Origin of the sequence: Candidatus Tisiphia endosymbiont of Temnostethus pusillus (genome assembly GCF_964264675.1) — a bacterium.
Lineage (GTDB): Bacteria > Pseudomonadota > Alphaproteobacteria > Rickettsiales > Rickettsiaceae > Tisiphia.
Genome location: NZ_OZ183472.1, coordinates 186,209 through 200,983 on the forward strand (window position 1 = coordinate 186,209; position 14,775 = coordinate 200,983).

Genomic DNA, 14,775 nt, shown 5'->3' on the forward strand with positions numbered 1-14,775 from the left:
TTCCTCATTGTCAAAAAACAATTCTTCAAAGCAGAAGAGTATACAATAAATTAATACAACTACTTTTACATAATACGTCAGGAGATATATATGTTTATAGAAAATGCCTATGCAGATAACAATGATACAATATCAATAACAGAAACTGAAGAAGTAACTCCAGTAGCTGAATCATCATCTACTCAATCAATATTAACAAGCCTTGTACCGATGGTATTAATCTTCGTTGTATTCTATTTTTTTCTAATTAGACCACAAGATAAACGCCGTCGTGAGAAAGAGGCTATAGTTGGTAGCGTTAAGAAAGGAGAAGAGGTGGTAACTAATAGTGGAATTTTCGGAGTAGTAAGCAAGATTAACGATGCTGACAACACGGTAGATCTTGAAGTAGCTGAAAATATACGAATCAAAATTCTGAAATCTTCAATACTTGATATTACAAGTCGTCATAAAACAGAAGTTAGTGCCAAAAGTAAAAAAGATAAGGGGAAATGAGCTGTGTATAATATTCCTAAATGGAAAATATTCCTTTCTATTTTATGTACAATAGCAGCCTTTATTTGTGCTTTACCTAATTTTACAACTATAGATTCTAAAATACTGCCAAACCATAAGGTGAATCTTGGTCTTGATTTAAGAGGTGGTGCTCATCTATTGCTAGATGTAGATTTTGATAGTTACTTAAATGATGTAATGGACAGTCTAGCTGACCATTTACGAAAATATTTACGGGAAGATAAAATAGGTTATAAAAATCTTGTTGTTAAGAACAAGGCGGTGCAGTTTGAATTGAGAAACCTAGAAGATTATAAACAGGTCAAAAAGATATTAGGTAAAGTCGACCGAGAAATTACTGTAGAAAACGATAATACTAATATTAAGCTTAGCTATAGTGATTCGAAGCTTGCTGAATTAAGGTATCAAGTTATTGCCCAATCAATTGAAATAATCAGAATGAGAGTGGATAGCACCGGCACAACAGAACCTAACATACAAAGGCAAGGTGATAAACATATATTACTGCAAGTACCAGGTGAGGAAAATCCACAACAACTCAAAAATATTCTTGGCAAAACTGCAAAACTAACCTTTCATTTAGTAGATGAAACTGCCAACATACAACAAGCATTAAATGGACATTTACCCTTTGGTTCAATTTTAGTGAAAGGGGAAAATGAAAATAAGCAAGAATATTACGTAGTTGTTAAGAAAAAAGCTATTGTTAGTGGTGACCAGCTAACAACTGCCCAAGCTTCTTTCAATCAAAATTCCCAACCTGCTGTTGCTTTTTCTTTTAATAATCTTGGTAGTAAATTATTTGCAGAAATAACCAAGAATAATTCTGGCAAGAGGCTTGCTATCGTGCTTGATAACAAATTATTAAGTGCACCAGTAATTAATGAACCAATTCTTGGAGGAAGCGGTATAATTTCAGGTAATTTTACTGTTGAATCAGCAAATGAATTAGCGTTATTACTTAGGGCTGGTTCGTTGCCAGCCCCTTTAAAAATAATAGAGGAAAGAACCGTAGGACCAAATCTTGGAGCAGATTCAATAGAGGCAGGCAAGAAGGCAGGTATGATTGGTTTTGTTAGTGTGGTAATATTCATGATTTGGTCTTACGGAATTCTTGGCATTTTTGCCAATATAGCATTAAGCCTAGCTTTACTTTATATTTTAGCGTTATTGTCACTTTTTCAAGCTACATTAACTCTGCCAGGAATTGCTGGTATAATCCTAACGATTGGTATGGCAGTTGATGCCAATGTACTCATTTATGAAAGGATAAGGGAAGAACTTAAAAAAGGTGTATCTAATCTATATGCCATAAGGATGGGATTTGAATCAGCTTTTGCTACAATCCTTGATTCAAATGTTACAACTTTGATTGCAGCATTTTTACTTTTTATATTTGGAGCTGGAGGTATAAAAGGTTTCGCAGTAACACTAACTATTGGTATAATATCATCTATGTTCTCTGCGATTATTATTACTAAGTTGTTGATTGATACTTGGATTAAGTATCAAAAGCCCAAAAATCTAGGGTTATAATTAAACGAAGAAAATTATATTATGCTTAAAGCCTTAAAAAGAATGCTACTATCTGTAACAGTTGCCCTAACTACCAGCGTAACATACGGGGATTATAAACATTCATCAGAACTTTCAGGATTCGAATTAGCTGCTAGCAAATTAGGTTTTACCTCACCAACCCAGCAAGAAGCTTTGTTAAAGATTTTTTATCTAGCTGGATATTTTGAACCACAAAAATTATGGCACGATCTAGTATGTTTTGACAAGACTAATGCAGACAAAATATTTTGTTTGATTCAGGGCAGTTTGGCTAAAGCTGGTGCTAATCAAAACGCTCCTAGTAAATTCAATGCTAAATCATTGCGTAAAAATTTATTTAAATCTATTAATGAGGTAAATGTACGAAATATTGAAGATTGGTTACTATTTGTTGCTCAGGATGCGTTTGATCTTAATCTTGGTCAGGAACGGAATGAACTGACCACTAGAGATTGGATGACTAAATATAAGTCTCAATATATTGTAGATGCTAGACAATTGGGACTTATTAATGAAATAAAACCTAACTATCAAGAATACGACGAAGCTTGGATTGCCGGGGCAGCTAGAATTAGGTTATTGACACGTATAATCTATTATAATAAATTAACAGAACAAATTAAAGTTAACGGATTAGTACTAGTATTAACAGGAGCAAGACCCTTATGGGCTAATCTCGATGGCATTAACCCCAAAACATACACTGAATTGCTAGAAGCATGGCAAGGAAAGGCAGATATTAATAGATTGGATACTGTACCATTAGTTGGAAATGATTCAGCTTGTATTGAGGAAGGTGAAAGATATATCGAGTCTCTTGCTAAAGATTACGGTATTAAGTTAAATAAAGCTCAGCCATTTATTCAATATAAAACACAAGAAGAATGTCCATTAGGTCTTTTTCCTAGAAGATTCTATCCTAATTATGCAAGCAGCAATGAGAGAAAACTCACAGAAGACCTGATGAGTAGTGACCTAGTAAACAAGTTCCTTAATAAGGATCAAGTTAAACGTACTGAAATAATCAATACTAAAGTAGGCAAGAATAACGAAAGGCCTGATACAGCCACTACTGCTCATGATGCAGCAGTTAATTTTGCTGAAAGAATTTTAAGTGGAAAATTTGGTAGACAAAAAGACTTTGTTATTTTATTTGTCAGTAATAATCCTCATATTGAACGCCAAACAATTGTTGCTCAAAGAGAAGTTGATAAAGTATTACAACAATATGGATTAGATAAACAGGGTTATCATATTAAAATTGCAGGGATAGGTGCTAGTGCCGTACCGGATATTCCAATTATTCATTCTGAACTGGGTAAGTTGATAACGGCAAAATGGATAAATAAAAATCTACTAAGCACTGATAAATTTGGGCATTCTATTGATCAATTAATGTTCCAAACTCGTAAATGCCCTGATCCTAAATCAATACCTCCAATACCAAAAATTAAAGAAATATAATATAACACTCCATTCAATATGTGATTTTAATAATTAAAATCACATATTGAATGATGAAAAAAGTTAAAATGTACTTGCGTCAGCCGCTTCAAGAGTATATTTTTCCTTATAACAAGCTAATTAGATATAAGAATTATTAATTCTTATATCTAATTCATACAATAAAAAAACCATGATAAATATAACATGATCAGTTATATATAGTGGTAGGATGGGTAAACTGTATGTCGAATTGAAGCTTTGAATTTTAAAGACTTCATACCTCAGCAAAGACCCATCCTGTTTTGGATAAAGACTACGAACGGATGTCATAAGATTTAAACCTTGCATATCCTATTATTAATATAAATCATGAGGCTCTATATGACAACAACTTATATTGGTGTAGACGTTAGTAAAAAAACTTTAAATAGTCAAATTATAATAGCCCTAGCGGATCATTTTCAAATATCACTAGATGAAATGATTGGTAGAATTCCTCCTACTAAAAATATGGATTCCTTACCGAAGAGGGAAATGACATCAAGAGTCTAATGAAATCAAATAAAACGCTATTGCAGCAGCATTTGAGACATTTAAGCTTTCTACTTTACTTGAAATGGGTATTTTAACTAAGTGATCACATGCTTCTTTAACTAGACGTCTGATTCCTTTATCTTCAGAACCAAGTACTATTGCCATTTTATCTGAAAATATTTTTGTACTTAAAGATTGTTTTGCATTGCCATCAAGACCAATAATCCAAAACCCATGTTTTTTTAGATATTCTATTGACCACCTTAAATTAGTGACTTTAACCATTTGTACTAGTTCTAAAGCTCCAGAAGCTGTTTTTGCTATGGTAGCATTTTCATCAGGTGCATTATCTAGAGGTAATATTATGGTCGTGATGTCAAAAGAAGCTGCACTACGAATAATAGCACCAATATTTTGTGGATCGGTTATTTGATCCAAAATAGCAACTTTACAATTAGGAATAGTTATGTCAATATCTTCAATACGATTAGAGAAGATACTTTTAACGTTAGCGGCTATTCCCTGATGATTATGATTTGAACCAAAAAGACGGGTTAAGTAATCTATGTTGGTAATTTCATACGGGTGGTTAGAGATTAAATTTTTGTGCAAATTGAAAATATCTTCTGTACATAAAACATTTTGAATATAACGTTTTGGGTTGCTTAATGCTGCAAATACTGGATGTTTGCCGTATATATAGTGCAAATCTTTAGAAATTTTAGCTTTATTTCTCATCTTATTAGAACCTAGAGTAATTTATTCTTGACACAAACTACTATTTATTATAGAAAGTTACAACTGATAAACGTTCTGAAGTAATGTAAGTTTAATATTAGCTTATTTAGGTTCTGTGAACGTTTCTATCTAATGGTCGATTTCGTCGTTATTTTCGTTCTCGAATCCTCACGTACATTTAGTACGCTACGGTTCTGCGAGCGAAAATGCCTATAAATCTACTCATTACATAGAAACGTTCACAGAACCTAGGATAGTTCAAGAGAAAAGAGCCGGGATCATTTGAGTTTCAGCTTTATAACAAAAAATATGTTCTTCCCGTGTAGGCAAGTCCATGATACCTAACAGCCATTTAGGTTGTTTTTTGGATTGCTGCCGCGGGGAAGGATATCGAGACTTCTTAAGTTGATACCCATGCGATGCACAGGAATAATACTGATGTATTAAAGGGTTGTATCCTTATTTATAAAGGCTTGTAGCCCGAAGTTCAAATGTCCTTGGAAAAGAGCAAAGAAGATTTGTTGGTACTTATACTAAGTTATATATATGCTTTACGTTTAATTAGACCATTTAATACTTGCGTAAATTCTTTGGAGGAATGGCCGAGTGGTCAATGGCAGCAGACTGTAAATCTGCCCGCGTGAGCGTACGAAGGTTCGAATCCTTCTTCCTCCACCACAAGTTGGTTAGGTAGATACGCGGGTGTAGCTCAATGGTAGAGCTCCAGCCTTCCAAGCTGGCCACGTGGGTTCGATTCCCATCACCCGCTCCAAGAGTATTGGTGATAATTGGAAATTGGATAAATTTGTATTTTTATGTTAAATTGTATTAAATCTTAAATTGTGGAGAATGAATTATGGCAAAGGTAAAATTTGAAAGGGATCTACCCCATTGTAATATAGGTACTATAGGACACGTAGATCATGGTAAGACTTCTTTAACAGCTGCAATAACTTTAGTGTTATCAAAAGAAGGTGGAGCACAGGCTACCAATTATGATGACATTGATAAAGCTCCTGAAGAGAGGGAAAGGGGTATAACTATTGCTACTGCTCACGTTGAATATAGAACTAAAAAAAGGCATTATGCTCACATTGATTGTCCTGGTCACGCAGATTATATAAAGAATATGATAAGTGGTGCAGCTCAAATGGATGCTGCTATATTGGTAGTATCTGCTGCTGATGGTCCAATGCCCCAAACAAGGGAACATATATTGCTTGCTAAGCAAGTTGGCGTACCTGCAATAGTTGTATTTTTGAATAAAGTTGATATGGTTGATGATCCAGAATTGCTTGACTTAGTAGAAATGGAAGTCAGAGAACTTTTATCAATGTATGATTTTCCTGGAGATGATATACCAGTTATCAGAGGTTCAGCTTTACAGGCTCTAGAAGGAAAACCTGAAGGTGAAGCTGCGATTAAAGAGTTGATGAATGCTATTGATGAATATATACCTCAACCTGAGAGAGATACAGATAAACCTTTCTTAATGTCGATAGAAGATGTATTTTCTATTTCTGGAAGAGGTACGGTTGTTACTGGTAGAATCGAAAAAGGTATAGTAAAAGTTGGTGAAGAGGTAGAGATTGTTGGTATAAGAGATACTCAAAAAACTACTTGTACTGGTGTGGAAATGTTTAAGAAGCTATTAGATCAAGGTGAAGCCGGTGATAATGTTGGTATATTACTGCGTGGAACTAAAAGGGAAGATGTATGCAGAGGTCAAGTGTTAGCTAAGCCTGGAAGTATAACTCCGCATACTGAGTTTGAAGCTGAAGTTTATGTACTTACCACGAAAGAAGGTGGTCGTCATACAGCATTTACAGATAAATATCGACCACAGTTTTATTTTAGAACAACTGACGTAACTGGAGAAATCACTTTGAAAGATGGTAAAACAATGGTGATGCCTGGTGATAATGCGAATCTGAAAATTGCATTGATCGCTCCGATAGCTATGGAAGAGGGCGTACGTTTTGCTATACGTGAAGGTGGTAGGACAGTAGGAGCTGGTGTAGTATCAAAGATTATAAAATAATAAGAAATAGTCATCCTGAAAAAGTTCAGGATGACTATTTTTTTAGGGTTAGGCAAAATATGTTTAATTAGAGTAAGTCTATTAAAGAATGTGCTTTGACTGGTCTAGCTGTTTATAAAAAGGTTTAGTTAATGAAAAATAATCAAAAAATCAAAATTCGTTTAAAGTCGTTTGATCACCGCTCGCTTGAACAAGGTACTAGAGAAATAGTAGGGGCTGTTAAAAGAACCGGTGCTGATATAATTGGTCCAATTCCGTTGCCAAGGACAATTGAGAGATTTACCGTTAATAGGTCTCCGCATGTCAATAAAAAATCAAGGGAGCAATTTGAGATTAGAATTCAGAAAAGACTTTTGATAATAAGTTATCCAACTCCTCAGACTGTTGATGCTTTAAAAAAGGTTGATTTGCCTGCTGGTGTTGATGTTGAGATTAAGTTAGAGAGTGTTGAGTGATGAGAACCGGTTTAATCGCTAAGAAAATTGGCATGAGTTCAATTTTTAATGAAAAGGGAGAAAGAACTACTGTTACTTTTCTGCAAGTTGAAGATTGTCAAGTAGTGGGACAAAAGACCCAAGAAAAAGATGGTTATAATGCTTTGGTTATTGGGGTAAAAGATAAAAAATTATCTAAAGTAACAAAACCAATGAAGCAGGTATTTGCTAATGCTCAAGTTACGCCAAAGGAAAAATTGAAGGAATTTAGAATTTCTGAAGCTTGTTTCCTTGATGTAGGTTTTGTATTGCATGTGGATCATTTTGTTATTGGTCAGTTTATAGATGTTGTAGGTACTACTATTGGTAAAGGTTTTGCTGGTAGTATGAAAAGGCATAATTTTAGAGGACTTGAAGCTTCACATGGTGTATCTGTGTCTCACCGTTCGCATGGTTCTACTGGTGGTAGACAAGATCCTGGTAAAGTATTTAAGAATAAGAAAATGGCTGGTCACATGGGAAATACAAGAGTTACTATTCAAAATTTGAAAGTAGTCGATACTGATATGGAAAAAAGCATAATCATAGTTAGTGGAAATATTCCCGGTTCAAAAGGATCTTATGTCTACATTAAGGATGCTATTAAGAAAACCATTACAGCTATAGGATAAACTATATGAAAGCCAAATTATTAAATCTTGAAAACGAAGCTGTTGGTGAGATTGATTTAGATAACGAAGTTTTTGCTGTAGATTTTGTTAGGGAAGATATTATCAAGCTTGTTGTTGATTGGCAGAGAGCTAAAGCTATGGCTGGTACACATCAAACAAAGACAGTGTCGCAAGTATCTGGTACTACAAAGAAACCTTTTAAGCAAAAAGGTACGGGTAATGCAAGGCAAGGATCTTTAAGATCTGTCCAAATGAGAGGTGGTGGAGTTTCTCACGGTCCAGTAACAAGGAGTCATGCTACAAAATTACCAAAAAAAGTTAGAAAACTTGGTTTAAAACATGCTTTGTCGGAAAAATTGGCTGAGGGAAAACTGCTAATAGTAGATTCTTTAAAATTACATGAATCCAAAACTTCTAATCTTATAAAATTATTAAATAATTTTCATGGTAAAAGTTATTTTATTGTTAGTGGTGATGAAGTTGATATCAATTTTTCTTTGGCAGTACAAAATATTCCAAATACTATTTCAGTACCGCAAATTGGTGCAAATGTTTATGATATAATACGCCATGATTATGTTTTGTTATCACAAGAAGCTGTAGATGCTTTAGAAAAGAGGTTAAAGTGAAGTCTTATAAACATTATGATCTTATTAGGAATCCTGTGATCACTGAGAAGACCAATATTTTATCTGAGCAACAAAATAAGTTTACTTTTCATGTTGCTAGTAGTGCTGAGAAAGCTTCTATCAAGACGGCTGTTGAAAAGATTTTTCAGGTTAAGGTTAAAAAAGTTAACATAATGAATGTAAAAGGTAAGAGAAAAAGATTCAAGGGTGTTAATGGCAGACAATCAGATAAAAAGAAAGCAATTGTGACGTTAGAAAAAGATTATACTATTGATTTTACTGGGGGTATTAAATAAATGGCTTTAAAAACGTTTAATCCAGTTACTCCATCCCTTAGAGAATTAGTACAGGTTGATAAATCTGATCTTTGGAAAGGTAAGCCTCATAAACCTTTAACTAAAGGTTTATCTAAGACTGGTGGTAGAAATAATTTGGGTAGAACCACTTCTTGGCATAGAGGAGGAGGGCATAAAAGACTTTATCGTATAATCGATTTTAAAAGAAATAAACAGGATATATTTGCCACTGTTGAAAGAATAGAATATGATCCTAACAGAACTTCCTTCATTGCTTTAATTAAATTCGATGATGGTGAGTATTCTTATATTTTAGCACCACAAAAGCTTATTGTAGGAGATAGAATAGTATCAAGTGATAAAGCTGACATAAAAGTAGGAAATTGTTTATCTTTGAAATCTATTCCTGTTGGTACTACTTTACATAATGTAGAAATGAAAGTTGGTAAAGGTGGTCAAATTGCAAGATCTGCTGGTACTTCTGTTAATTTAGTAGGTAAGGATTCGGGTTATGCACAGATCAAGCTTCGATCTGGAGAATTTAGATTGATACCGTTAGATTGTAAGGCTACCATAGGTGTTGTTTCAAACCCTGATCAAAAGAATACCAATTTAGGTAAGGCCGGAAGAAATAGATGGCTAGGTTGGAGACCACATGTTCGTGGTGTTGCAATGAATCCATTCGATCACCCACATGGGGGAGGAGAAGGAAAAACTTCTGGTGGTCGCCATCCAGTGACTCCATGGGGTTTCCCAACTAAGGGTAAGAAAACACGTAAGAATAAGCTTACATCAAAATTTATTATTAAGAGAAGAAAGTAATTAGGTAGTAATTATGGCTCGTTCAGTTTGGAAAGGACCTTTTGTAGATGGTTATCTGATAAAAAAAGTACAAAAATTGATTGAATCTGGTAAATCAGAAATGATTCAGACTTGGTCTAGAAGGTCAACAATTTTACCATTTTTTGTTGGAATAACATTTGCTGTACATAATGGAAATAAATTTATACCTGTTACTGTAAGTGAAGAAATGGTTGGTAAAAAATTAGGTGAATTTTCTCCAACTAGGACTTTTCATGGTCATGGCACAGATAAAAAAGTTAAGAGAAAATAGATATGGTGAAGGTGAATAAAGGCTCTACTACAGCAATTGCTAAGTCTCTTAGAGTGAGTCCGAGGAAATTGAATTTGGTTGCAACTTCTATTAGGAATATGAAAGTGTCTGAGGCTCTAATTCAGCTTACCTTTTCCTCTAGAAGAATTGCTCAAGATGTAAAAAAATGTTTACAGTCTGCTGTTGCTAATGCTGAAAATAATTTTGGTTTAGATATTGATACTTTGTTTATTACTTCTGCAACTGTAGGTAAGGCGTTGGTGATGAAAAGAATTATGCCAAGAGCTAAAGGAAGAGCAACAAGGATTAATAAATTTTTTAGTAATTTATATATTACAGTTACTGAAGTTGAGGGGAAATAAGATATGGGGCAAAAAGTTAATCCGCATGGCTTTAGAGTTGGTCCGACATTAATTAAAGGTTGGGACTCGGTGTTATATGCTGATAAGAAGCAGTATAAAGTCCTTCTTATCCAAGATTTAGAGGTTAGAAATCTAGTTAATAAGAACTATGTGCAAGCACAAGTTAGTAGAGTATTAATAGAGAGGCCTTCTAATAAGAATGTTATAATTAATATTTTTGCTAAAAAGCCTGGAGTTATTATAGGTAAAAGTGGTAACGACATTGATAAATTAAAAAAATCTGTCCAAAAAATTACGGGTTTAGAAGAAATATATATTAACATACATGAAGTAAAGAAGCCTAATATAGACTCTAACATTATTGCTCAAACGATTGCTACGCAGCTTGAGAAAAGAGTGTCTTTTAGAAAAGCTATGAAAACCGCTATCCAAGCCTGCTTTAAGCAAGGAGGGTTAGGTATAAAGGTTGCTTGTTCTGGACGTTTAGCTGGAGCTGAAATAGCGAGAACAGAGTGGTATAGAGAAGGTAGAGTACCTTTACATACTTTGAGAGCTGATATTGACTATGCGACTGCTGAAGCTATGACAACTTATGGAGTTATAGGTATAAAGGTTTGGGTCTATAGGGGTGATCATGTGGAAAATAGAAAGAAACATAATTAATTTTGAAGTAAAATAATGTTAGCTCCGAAAAAACAAAAATTTAGAAAAGCACATAAGGGGAGAGTTTCCTCAAAAGCAAAAGCTGGTACTATGCTAGCTTTCGGTTCTTTTGGCTTGAAATCGTTAGATGGTTTAAGGGTTACCGCAAGACAAATAGAGGCAGCAAGAAAGGCTGCAGTTCGTTGTATGAAAAGGCAGGGGAGATTATGGATTAAAATTTTTCCTGATTTGCCTGTGTCAAAGAAGCCTGCGGAAGTTAGAATGGGTAAAGGAAAAGGTTCTACTGAATTTTTTGCAGTGAGAGTATCACCTGGAAGAATTATGTTTGAAGTGGAAGGGGTTACAGATGATATAGCGACGAAAGCACTTGAGCTTGCTAGTGCAAAATTGCCTGTAAGAACAAAGATAGTGAGGCGTTATGAATAATTTAGGGGTATCAGCAAAGGAATTGGTTGGGCAGACTACGGAAGAGCTTCACAAAAAGAGAACTTTGTTTAAAAAAGAGTTTTTTAATCTACGGTTTCAAAGAACATTAGGTGAATTACAAAATACTAGCAGGTTTTCTTTTGTAAAAAAAACAATAGCTCGTATTAATACAGAGTTAACTATAAGATCAAAAACTGGAGAATAGGGAAATGCCGAAAAGAGTGCTACAGGGCGTTGTTGTAAGTTCGAAAACTGATAAGACTATTACAGTTAAAGTAGAGCGTAGGTTTAAGCATCCTATATACAAAAAAATTGTAAAAGTCTCTAAAAAATATGCTGCTCATGATCCAGAAAATACTTATAAGGATGGTGATAAGGTTAGTATAGTTGAAAGTCGTCCTATATCTAAAACTAAGTCTTGGGTGGTGTTAGGGGATGTAAAGGCATCTCTCTAATGATAGGTTTGGTCGTCACAGAATAGTGAGTTTTATCCTTTGACTTTGTTATTTAGATTGTTTATTTTGTTGCGTTATTAAATTCTCAAGTGGAAGTAAGTTATGATTCAGATGCAGAGCATCTTAGATGTTGCGGATAACTCTGGTGCTAAAAAAATTATGTGTATTAAAGTGCTTGGTGGTTCACATCACATGATAGCAAATCTTGGGGATGTCATTGTGGTATCTATAAAAGAAGCTTTGCCAAGCGGAAAAGTAAAAAAAGGTGACGTACATAGGGCTCTGATTGTTAGAACAAAAAAGGGTGTTAGAAGGGCAGATGGTAGTACAATTAAGTTTGATTCTAATGCAGCAGTACTTTTGAATAAGCAAGGAGAACCAATAGGTACAAGAGTTTTCGGTCCTGTAACTAGAGAATTAAGGGCAAAAAAATTCGTTAAGATTATGTCACTTGCAGAAGAGGTGTTGTAATGATTAAGCTAAAAATTAAGAAAGGTGATGAAGTTATTGTTATCACCGGAAAAAATAAGGGAAAAAAGGGTAAGGTCTTAAAGGTTTTGCCTGAGCAAAATAGAGCTATTGTTTCGGGTATAAATATTGTTCGCAAGCATGTTAAGGCGAGTAAAACAAGTGAAGGTGGCATAGTGTCAAAGGAATTATCCATACATATATCCAATGTTGCTCACATAGATCCTAAAACAGGTAACCATACAAAAGTTGCTTTTAAATTTCTAGAAGATGGCTCTAAAGTAAGAGTAGCTAAGAAGTCTGGTGAAATTATTAGTAATAAGGAAGGTAAGTAATGTTGCTCAGGTTTAAAGATTTATACACTAAAGAGATTGTACCAAACTTACAGAAAGAGTTTGCGTACAAGAATAAACATCAAATGCCTAAGGTTGTAAAAATTGTTGTTAATATGGGGGTTGGTGAGACGGTTGCAGATTCTAAGGTAATTAATAATGCTGTCAATGATCTAACTCTAATTTCAGGACAAAAGCCTTTAGTAACTGAGGCCAAAAAGTCTATTGCTACTTTTAAGCTTCGTGAAGGTATGAAAGTTGGTTGTAAAGTTACTCTGCGCAAAGATAGAATGTATGATTTTTTAGAGAGATTAGTAATCGTTGCTCTACCGCGTATTAAAGAATTTAGAGGTTTCTCAAGCAAAAGCTTTGATGGTAGAGGTAATTTTACTTTTGGTATAAAAGAACAGATTGTTTTTCCAGAGATTAATTACGACAAGATAGATGTAATTCGTGGTATGGATATCACGATTGTTACAAGTGCTATGAATAATGAAGAAGGTAAATTATTACTTTCTGGCTTTAATTTGCCTTTTTATAATTAATTTTTAGAAGAAAAATAGATGGCTAAAGTAAGTTCTATAAAAAAGAATAATAGAAGAAGAAAGATGGCACAAAGTTTATATAACAAGCGTGCTAAATTAAAGGACAAGATTTACGATAAAACTTTATCTTTGGAAGAAAGATTTTCGTTAGTGATGGTTTTAGCTAAGTTACCTAGAAACTCAGCTATGAATAGAGTTCGAAATCGGTGTGAGCTTACTGGACGTCCAAGAGGAGTGTATAGTAAATTTGGTCTATCGCGAAATAAGCTGAGAGATCTTGGTAGTAAGGGATTAGTTCCTGGTTTGATTAAAGCAAGTTGGTAAAATAGCTTGAATTCGATATAACTTATTATATCGAATTCAAGGGTTAAGTAGAAACAATCAGGTTTGAAGCGGTTCAGTACCTGATTGTTAAAATGTAATATTCTATTTAATGGGTGGTTTTAATAATTAAAATCACCCATTGAATGATGAAAAAAGTTGAAATGTACTCGTAAAAGTCGCTCCAAGGGTACACTTTTTCTTATAACAAAGCCAATTCGATATAAAAATTCTTATATCGAATTGAGGTTAAAATAGTAGGTTTATCGTATGTCAATGACAGATAATATAGCGGATATGTTGACTAGAATTAGAAATGGTCAAAAAAGTAAATTGATGAATATATCTCTACCTTGTTCAAAAATAAAATGTGCTATTTTGGATGTTTTAAAAAAAGAAGGTTATATAAAAGAGTATGTAGTTGTCAAGGATGGTAATATAAGTCATATTGAAGTGGATCTAAAATATTCTGTTAATGGAAAACCTGCTATATGTGAAATAAGTAGAGTTTCAAAACCAGGTAAGAGGATTTATTCTTCTATTGATAAATTAAAAGGATATTATAACAATATGGGTATTTATATTCTTTCTACTTCTAGAGGAGTTTTATCAGATAGAGAAGCGCATAGCCAAAAAATTGGTGGTGAAGTAATTTGTAAAGTGTTTTAAGGTATAAAGATGTCACGTATTGGAAAATTACCAGTCCCTGTGCCTGAAGGGGTGAAAGTTGAACTTGATGGGTTGAAAGTTAATGTTGTTGGTCCCAAGGGAGAATTAACAAAAACTTTCGCAGGAAATATAGCAATTTTATTGCAAGATAATCAGCTTTTTGTAAAAGCATTAACAGAGACTAAAAGTGCTAGATCTATGTGGGGTACGGCACGAAGTATAATAAATAGTATGATAAAAGGTGTTAAAGAAGGTTTTACAGAAGAGCTTGAAGTCAACGGTGTTGGTTATAAGGCTTTGGTGAAGGATAAATATTTAAACTTAATGCTTGCTAAAAGTCATAATACTAAAGTAGAAATACCTCAAAATATTAAAGTTACCGCTCCTAAACAAAATCAGATTATATTGGAAAGTGTTGATAAAGAAAAATTAGGTCAGTTTATATCAATTATTATAAAGCAGAGACCACCTGAACCATATAAAGGTAAAGGTATTAAACGCAAAGGTCAATATGTTCAGAGAAAAGAAGGTAAGAAAAATTAAAATTTAAGAGTTAAA

The 14,775-nt window shown here is 33.9% G+C and carries 23 protein-coding genes and 2 tRNA genes; 24 read left to right on the top strand and 1 reads right to left on the bottom strand.

Going from position 1 to position 14,775, the window contains the following annotated elements:
* Positions 1-90: 90 nt before the first annotated feature.
* From yajC to ACFEL2_RS00910, 4 genes are all read left to right on the top strand, one after another.
* A complete protein-coding gene (yajC, locus tag ACFEL2_RS00895; protein WP_341755305.1) occupies positions 91-495 on the top strand; it encodes a preprotein translocase subunit YajC in 405 nt (134 codons plus the stop codon).
* A 3-nt stretch (positions 496-498) separates the two neighbouring features.
* Positions 499-2,052: a protein translocase subunit SecD gene (gene secD / locus ACFEL2_RS00900; protein ID WP_375332033.1), complete on the top strand. Its 1,554-nt coding sequence runs from the start codon at positions 499-501 to the stop codon at positions 2,050-2,052.
* A gap of 21 nt (positions 2,053-2,073) precedes the next feature.
* Positions 2,074-3,537 (top strand): hypothetical protein, encoded by a 1,464-nt coding sequence (locus ACFEL2_RS00905; RefSeq protein ID WP_341751366.1) that lies wholly within the window; start codon positions 2,074-2,076, stop codon positions 3,535-3,537.
* Between the two features lie 363 nt (positions 3,538-3,900).
* On the top strand, positions 3,901-4,071 hold the full coding sequence (locus tag ACFEL2_RS00910) for a hypothetical protein (RefSeq protein ID WP_341751365.1): 171 nt from the start codon (positions 3,901-3,903) through the stop codon (positions 4,069-4,071).
* Here ACFEL2_RS00910 and rlmB read toward each other — a convergent pair.
* The gene (rlmB, locus tag ACFEL2_RS00915; protein WP_341751364.1) at positions 4,060-4,791 is read right to left on the bottom strand and encodes a 23S rRNA (guanosine(2251)-2'-O)-methyltransferase RlmB; all 732 of its coding nucleotides are present in this window, start codon (positions 4,789-4,791) and stop codon (positions 4,060-4,062) included. The genes ACFEL2_RS00910 and rlmB overlap by 12 nt on opposite strands.
* Before the next feature lie 592 nt (positions 4,792-5,383).
* Here rlmB and ACFEL2_RS00920 point away from each other — a divergent pair.
* The 20 genes from ACFEL2_RS00920 (at position 5,384) to rplF (ending at position 14,760) form a co-directional block, all read left to right on the top strand.
* A tRNA-Tyr gene (locus tag ACFEL2_RS00920) sits at positions 5,384-5,469 on the top strand.
* Positions 5,470-5,489: 20 nt separating this feature from the next.
* Positions 5,490-5,563, top strand: a tRNA-Gly gene (locus ACFEL2_RS00925).
* An 84-nt stretch (positions 5,564-5,647) separates the two neighbouring features.
* Complete coding sequence (gene tuf, locus ACFEL2_RS00930; protein ID WP_341748170.1) at positions 5,648-6,832, top strand: elongation factor Tu; 1,185 nt, start codon at positions 5,648-5,650, stop codon at positions 6,830-6,832.
* Between the two features lie 131 nt (positions 6,833-6,963).
* Positions 6,964-7,287: a 30S ribosomal protein S10 gene (gene rpsJ / locus ACFEL2_RS00935; RefSeq protein WP_341748171.1), complete on the top strand. Its 324-nt coding sequence runs from the start codon at positions 6,964-6,966 to the stop codon at positions 7,285-7,287.
* Positions 7,287-7,937: a 50S ribosomal protein L3 gene (rplC, locus tag ACFEL2_RS00940; protein ID WP_341751362.1), complete on the top strand. Its 651-nt coding sequence runs from the start codon at positions 7,287-7,289 to the stop codon at positions 7,935-7,937. Before rpsJ ends, rplC begins: the two co-directional genes overlap by 1 nt.
* A 5-nt stretch (positions 7,938-7,942) precedes the next feature.
* Positions 7,943-8,566 (top strand): 50S ribosomal protein L4, encoded by a 624-nt coding sequence (rplD, locus tag ACFEL2_RS00945; protein WP_341748173.1) that lies wholly within the window; start codon positions 7,943-7,945, stop codon positions 8,564-8,566.
* Positions 8,563-8,862 carry a 50S ribosomal protein L23 gene (gene rplW, locus ACFEL2_RS00950; RefSeq protein WP_341751361.1) on the top strand — a complete coding sequence of 100 codons (300 nt, stop codon included), beginning with the start codon at positions 8,563-8,565 and terminating at the stop codon, positions 8,860-8,862. Before rplD ends, rplW begins: the two co-directional genes overlap by 4 nt.
* A complete protein-coding gene (rplB, locus tag ACFEL2_RS00955; protein ID WP_341748175.1) occupies positions 8,863-9,684 on the top strand; it encodes a 50S ribosomal protein L2 in 822 nt (273 codons plus the stop codon).
* A 13-nt stretch (positions 9,685-9,697) separates the two neighbouring features.
* Entirely contained in the window at positions 9,698-9,976 is a 279-nt protein-coding gene (rpsS, locus tag ACFEL2_RS00960; RefSeq protein WP_341748176.1) for a 30S ribosomal protein S19, read from the top strand.
* 2 nt (positions 9,977-9,978) lie between these two features.
* Entirely contained in the window at positions 9,979-10,338 is a 360-nt protein-coding gene (gene rplV, locus ACFEL2_RS00965; RefSeq protein WP_341751360.1) for a 50S ribosomal protein L22, read from the top strand.
* Positions 10,339-10,341: 3 nt separating this feature from the next.
* A complete protein-coding gene (gene rpsC / locus ACFEL2_RS00970; protein ID WP_341751359.1) occupies positions 10,342-11,001 on the top strand; it encodes a 30S ribosomal protein S3 in 660 nt (219 codons plus the stop codon).
* Between the two features lie 15 nt (positions 11,002-11,016).
* Complete coding sequence (gene rplP / locus ACFEL2_RS00975) at positions 11,017-11,427, top strand: 50S ribosomal protein L16 (protein WP_341748179.1); 411 nt, start codon at positions 11,017-11,019, stop codon at positions 11,425-11,427.
* The gene (gene rpmC, locus ACFEL2_RS00980; protein ID WP_341751358.1) at positions 11,420-11,632 is read left to right on the top strand and encodes a 50S ribosomal protein L29; all 213 of its coding nucleotides are present in this window, start codon (positions 11,420-11,422) and stop codon (positions 11,630-11,632) included. Before rplP ends, rpmC begins: the two co-directional genes overlap by 8 nt.
* A gap of 4 nt (positions 11,633-11,636) precedes the next feature.
* A complete protein-coding gene (gene rpsQ, locus ACFEL2_RS00985) occupies positions 11,637-11,882 on the top strand; it encodes a 30S ribosomal protein S17 (RefSeq protein WP_341751357.1) in 246 nt (81 codons plus the stop codon).
* Between the two features lie 102 nt (positions 11,883-11,984).
* On the top strand, positions 11,985-12,353 hold the full coding sequence (rplN, locus tag ACFEL2_RS00990) for a 50S ribosomal protein L14 (RefSeq protein WP_341748182.1): 369 nt from the start codon (positions 11,985-11,987) through the stop codon (positions 12,351-12,353).
* Complete coding sequence (rplX, locus tag ACFEL2_RS00995; RefSeq protein WP_341748183.1) at positions 12,353-12,685, top strand: 50S ribosomal protein L24; 333 nt, start codon at positions 12,353-12,355, stop codon at positions 12,683-12,685. The genes rplN and rplX overlap by 1 nt, the downstream gene beginning before the upstream one ends.
* 2 nt (positions 12,686-12,687) lie before the next feature.
* Positions 12,688-13,227: a 50S ribosomal protein L5 gene (rplE, locus tag ACFEL2_RS01000; RefSeq protein WP_375331539.1), complete on the top strand. Its 540-nt coding sequence runs from the start codon at positions 12,688-12,690 to the stop codon at positions 13,225-13,227.
* Positions 13,228-13,245: 18 nt separating this feature from the next.
* Positions 13,246-13,551 (top strand): 30S ribosomal protein S14, encoded by a 306-nt coding sequence (gene rpsN, locus ACFEL2_RS01005; protein WP_341748185.1) that lies wholly within the window; start codon positions 13,246-13,248, stop codon positions 13,549-13,551.
* Positions 13,552-13,818: 267 nt separating this feature from the next.
* Positions 13,819-14,217, top strand: coding sequence for a 30S ribosomal protein S8 (gene rpsH, locus ACFEL2_RS01010; RefSeq protein WP_341748186.1), 399 nt, complete (start codon positions 13,819-13,821; stop codon positions 14,215-14,217).
* 9 nt (positions 14,218-14,226) lie between these two features.
* Positions 14,227-14,760 carry a 50S ribosomal protein L6 gene (gene rplF / locus ACFEL2_RS01015; RefSeq protein WP_375332034.1) on the top strand — a complete coding sequence of 178 codons (534 nt, stop codon included), beginning with the start codon at positions 14,227-14,229 and terminating at the stop codon, positions 14,758-14,760.
* Positions 14,761-14,775 lie beyond the last annotated feature (15 nt).

Bases quoted from the DNA above. Each gene is read 5' to 3' on its own strand.
- yajC (WP_341755305.1), top strand. From the start codon at position 91: ATGTTTATAGAAAATGCCTATGCAGATAACAATGATACAATATCAATA.
- ACFEL2_RS00905 (WP_341751366.1), top strand. From the start codon at position 2,074: ATGCTTAAAGCCTTAAAAAGAATGCTACTATCTGTAACAGTTGCCCTA.
- ACFEL2_RS00910 (WP_341751365.1), top strand. From the start codon at position 3,901: ATGACAACAACTTATATTGGTGTAGACGTTAGTAAAAAAACTTTAAAT.
- rlmB (WP_341751364.1), bottom strand. From the start codon at position 4,791: ATGAGAAATAAAGCTAAAATTTCTAAAGATTTGCACTATATATACGGC.
- tuf (WP_341748170.1), top strand. From the start codon at position 5,648: ATGGCAAAGGTAAAATTTGAAAGGGATCTACCCCATTGTAATATAGGT.
- rpsJ (WP_341748171.1), top strand. From the start codon at position 6,964: ATGAAAAATAATCAAAAAATCAAAATTCGTTTAAAGTCGTTTGATCAC.
- rplC (WP_341751362.1), top strand. From the start codon at position 7,287: ATGAGAACCGGTTTAATCGCTAAGAAAATTGGCATGAGTTCAATTTTT.
- rplD (WP_341748173.1), top strand. From the start codon at position 7,943: ATGAAAGCCAAATTATTAAATCTTGAAAACGAAGCTGTTGGTGAGATT.
- rplB (WP_341748175.1), top strand. From the start codon at position 8,863: ATGGCTTTAAAAACGTTTAATCCAGTTACTCCATCCCTTAGAGAATTA.
- rpsS (WP_341748176.1), top strand. From the start codon at position 9,698: ATGGCTCGTTCAGTTTGGAAAGGACCTTTTGTAGATGGTTATCTGATA.
- rplV (WP_341751360.1), top strand. From the start codon at position 9,979: ATGGTGAAGGTGAATAAAGGCTCTACTACAGCAATTGCTAAGTCTCTT.
- rpsC (WP_341751359.1), top strand. From the start codon at position 10,342: ATGGGGCAAAAAGTTAATCCGCATGGCTTTAGAGTTGGTCCGACATTA.
- rplP (WP_341748179.1), top strand. From the start codon at position 11,017: ATGTTAGCTCCGAAAAAACAAAAATTTAGAAAAGCACATAAGGGGAGA.
- rpmC (WP_341751358.1), top strand. From the start codon at position 11,420: ATGAATAATTTAGGGGTATCAGCAAAGGAATTGGTTGGGCAGACTACG.
- rpsQ (WP_341751357.1), top strand. From the start codon at position 11,637: ATGCCGAAAAGAGTGCTACAGGGCGTTGTTGTAAGTTCGAAAACTGAT.
- rplN (WP_341748182.1), top strand. From the start codon at position 11,985: ATGATTCAGATGCAGAGCATCTTAGATGTTGCGGATAACTCTGGTGCT.
- rplX (WP_341748183.1), top strand. From the start codon at position 12,353: ATGATTAAGCTAAAAATTAAGAAAGGTGATGAAGTTATTGTTATCACC.
- rpsN (WP_341748185.1), top strand. From the start codon at position 13,246: ATGGCTAAAGTAAGTTCTATAAAAAAGAATAATAGAAGAAGAAAGATG.
- rpsH (WP_341748186.1), top strand. From the start codon at position 13,819: ATGTCAATGACAGATAATATAGCGGATATGTTGACTAGAATTAGAAAT.
- rplF (WP_375332034.1), top strand. From the start codon at position 14,227: ATGTCACGTATTGGAAAATTACCAGTCCCTGTGCCTGAAGGGGTGAAA.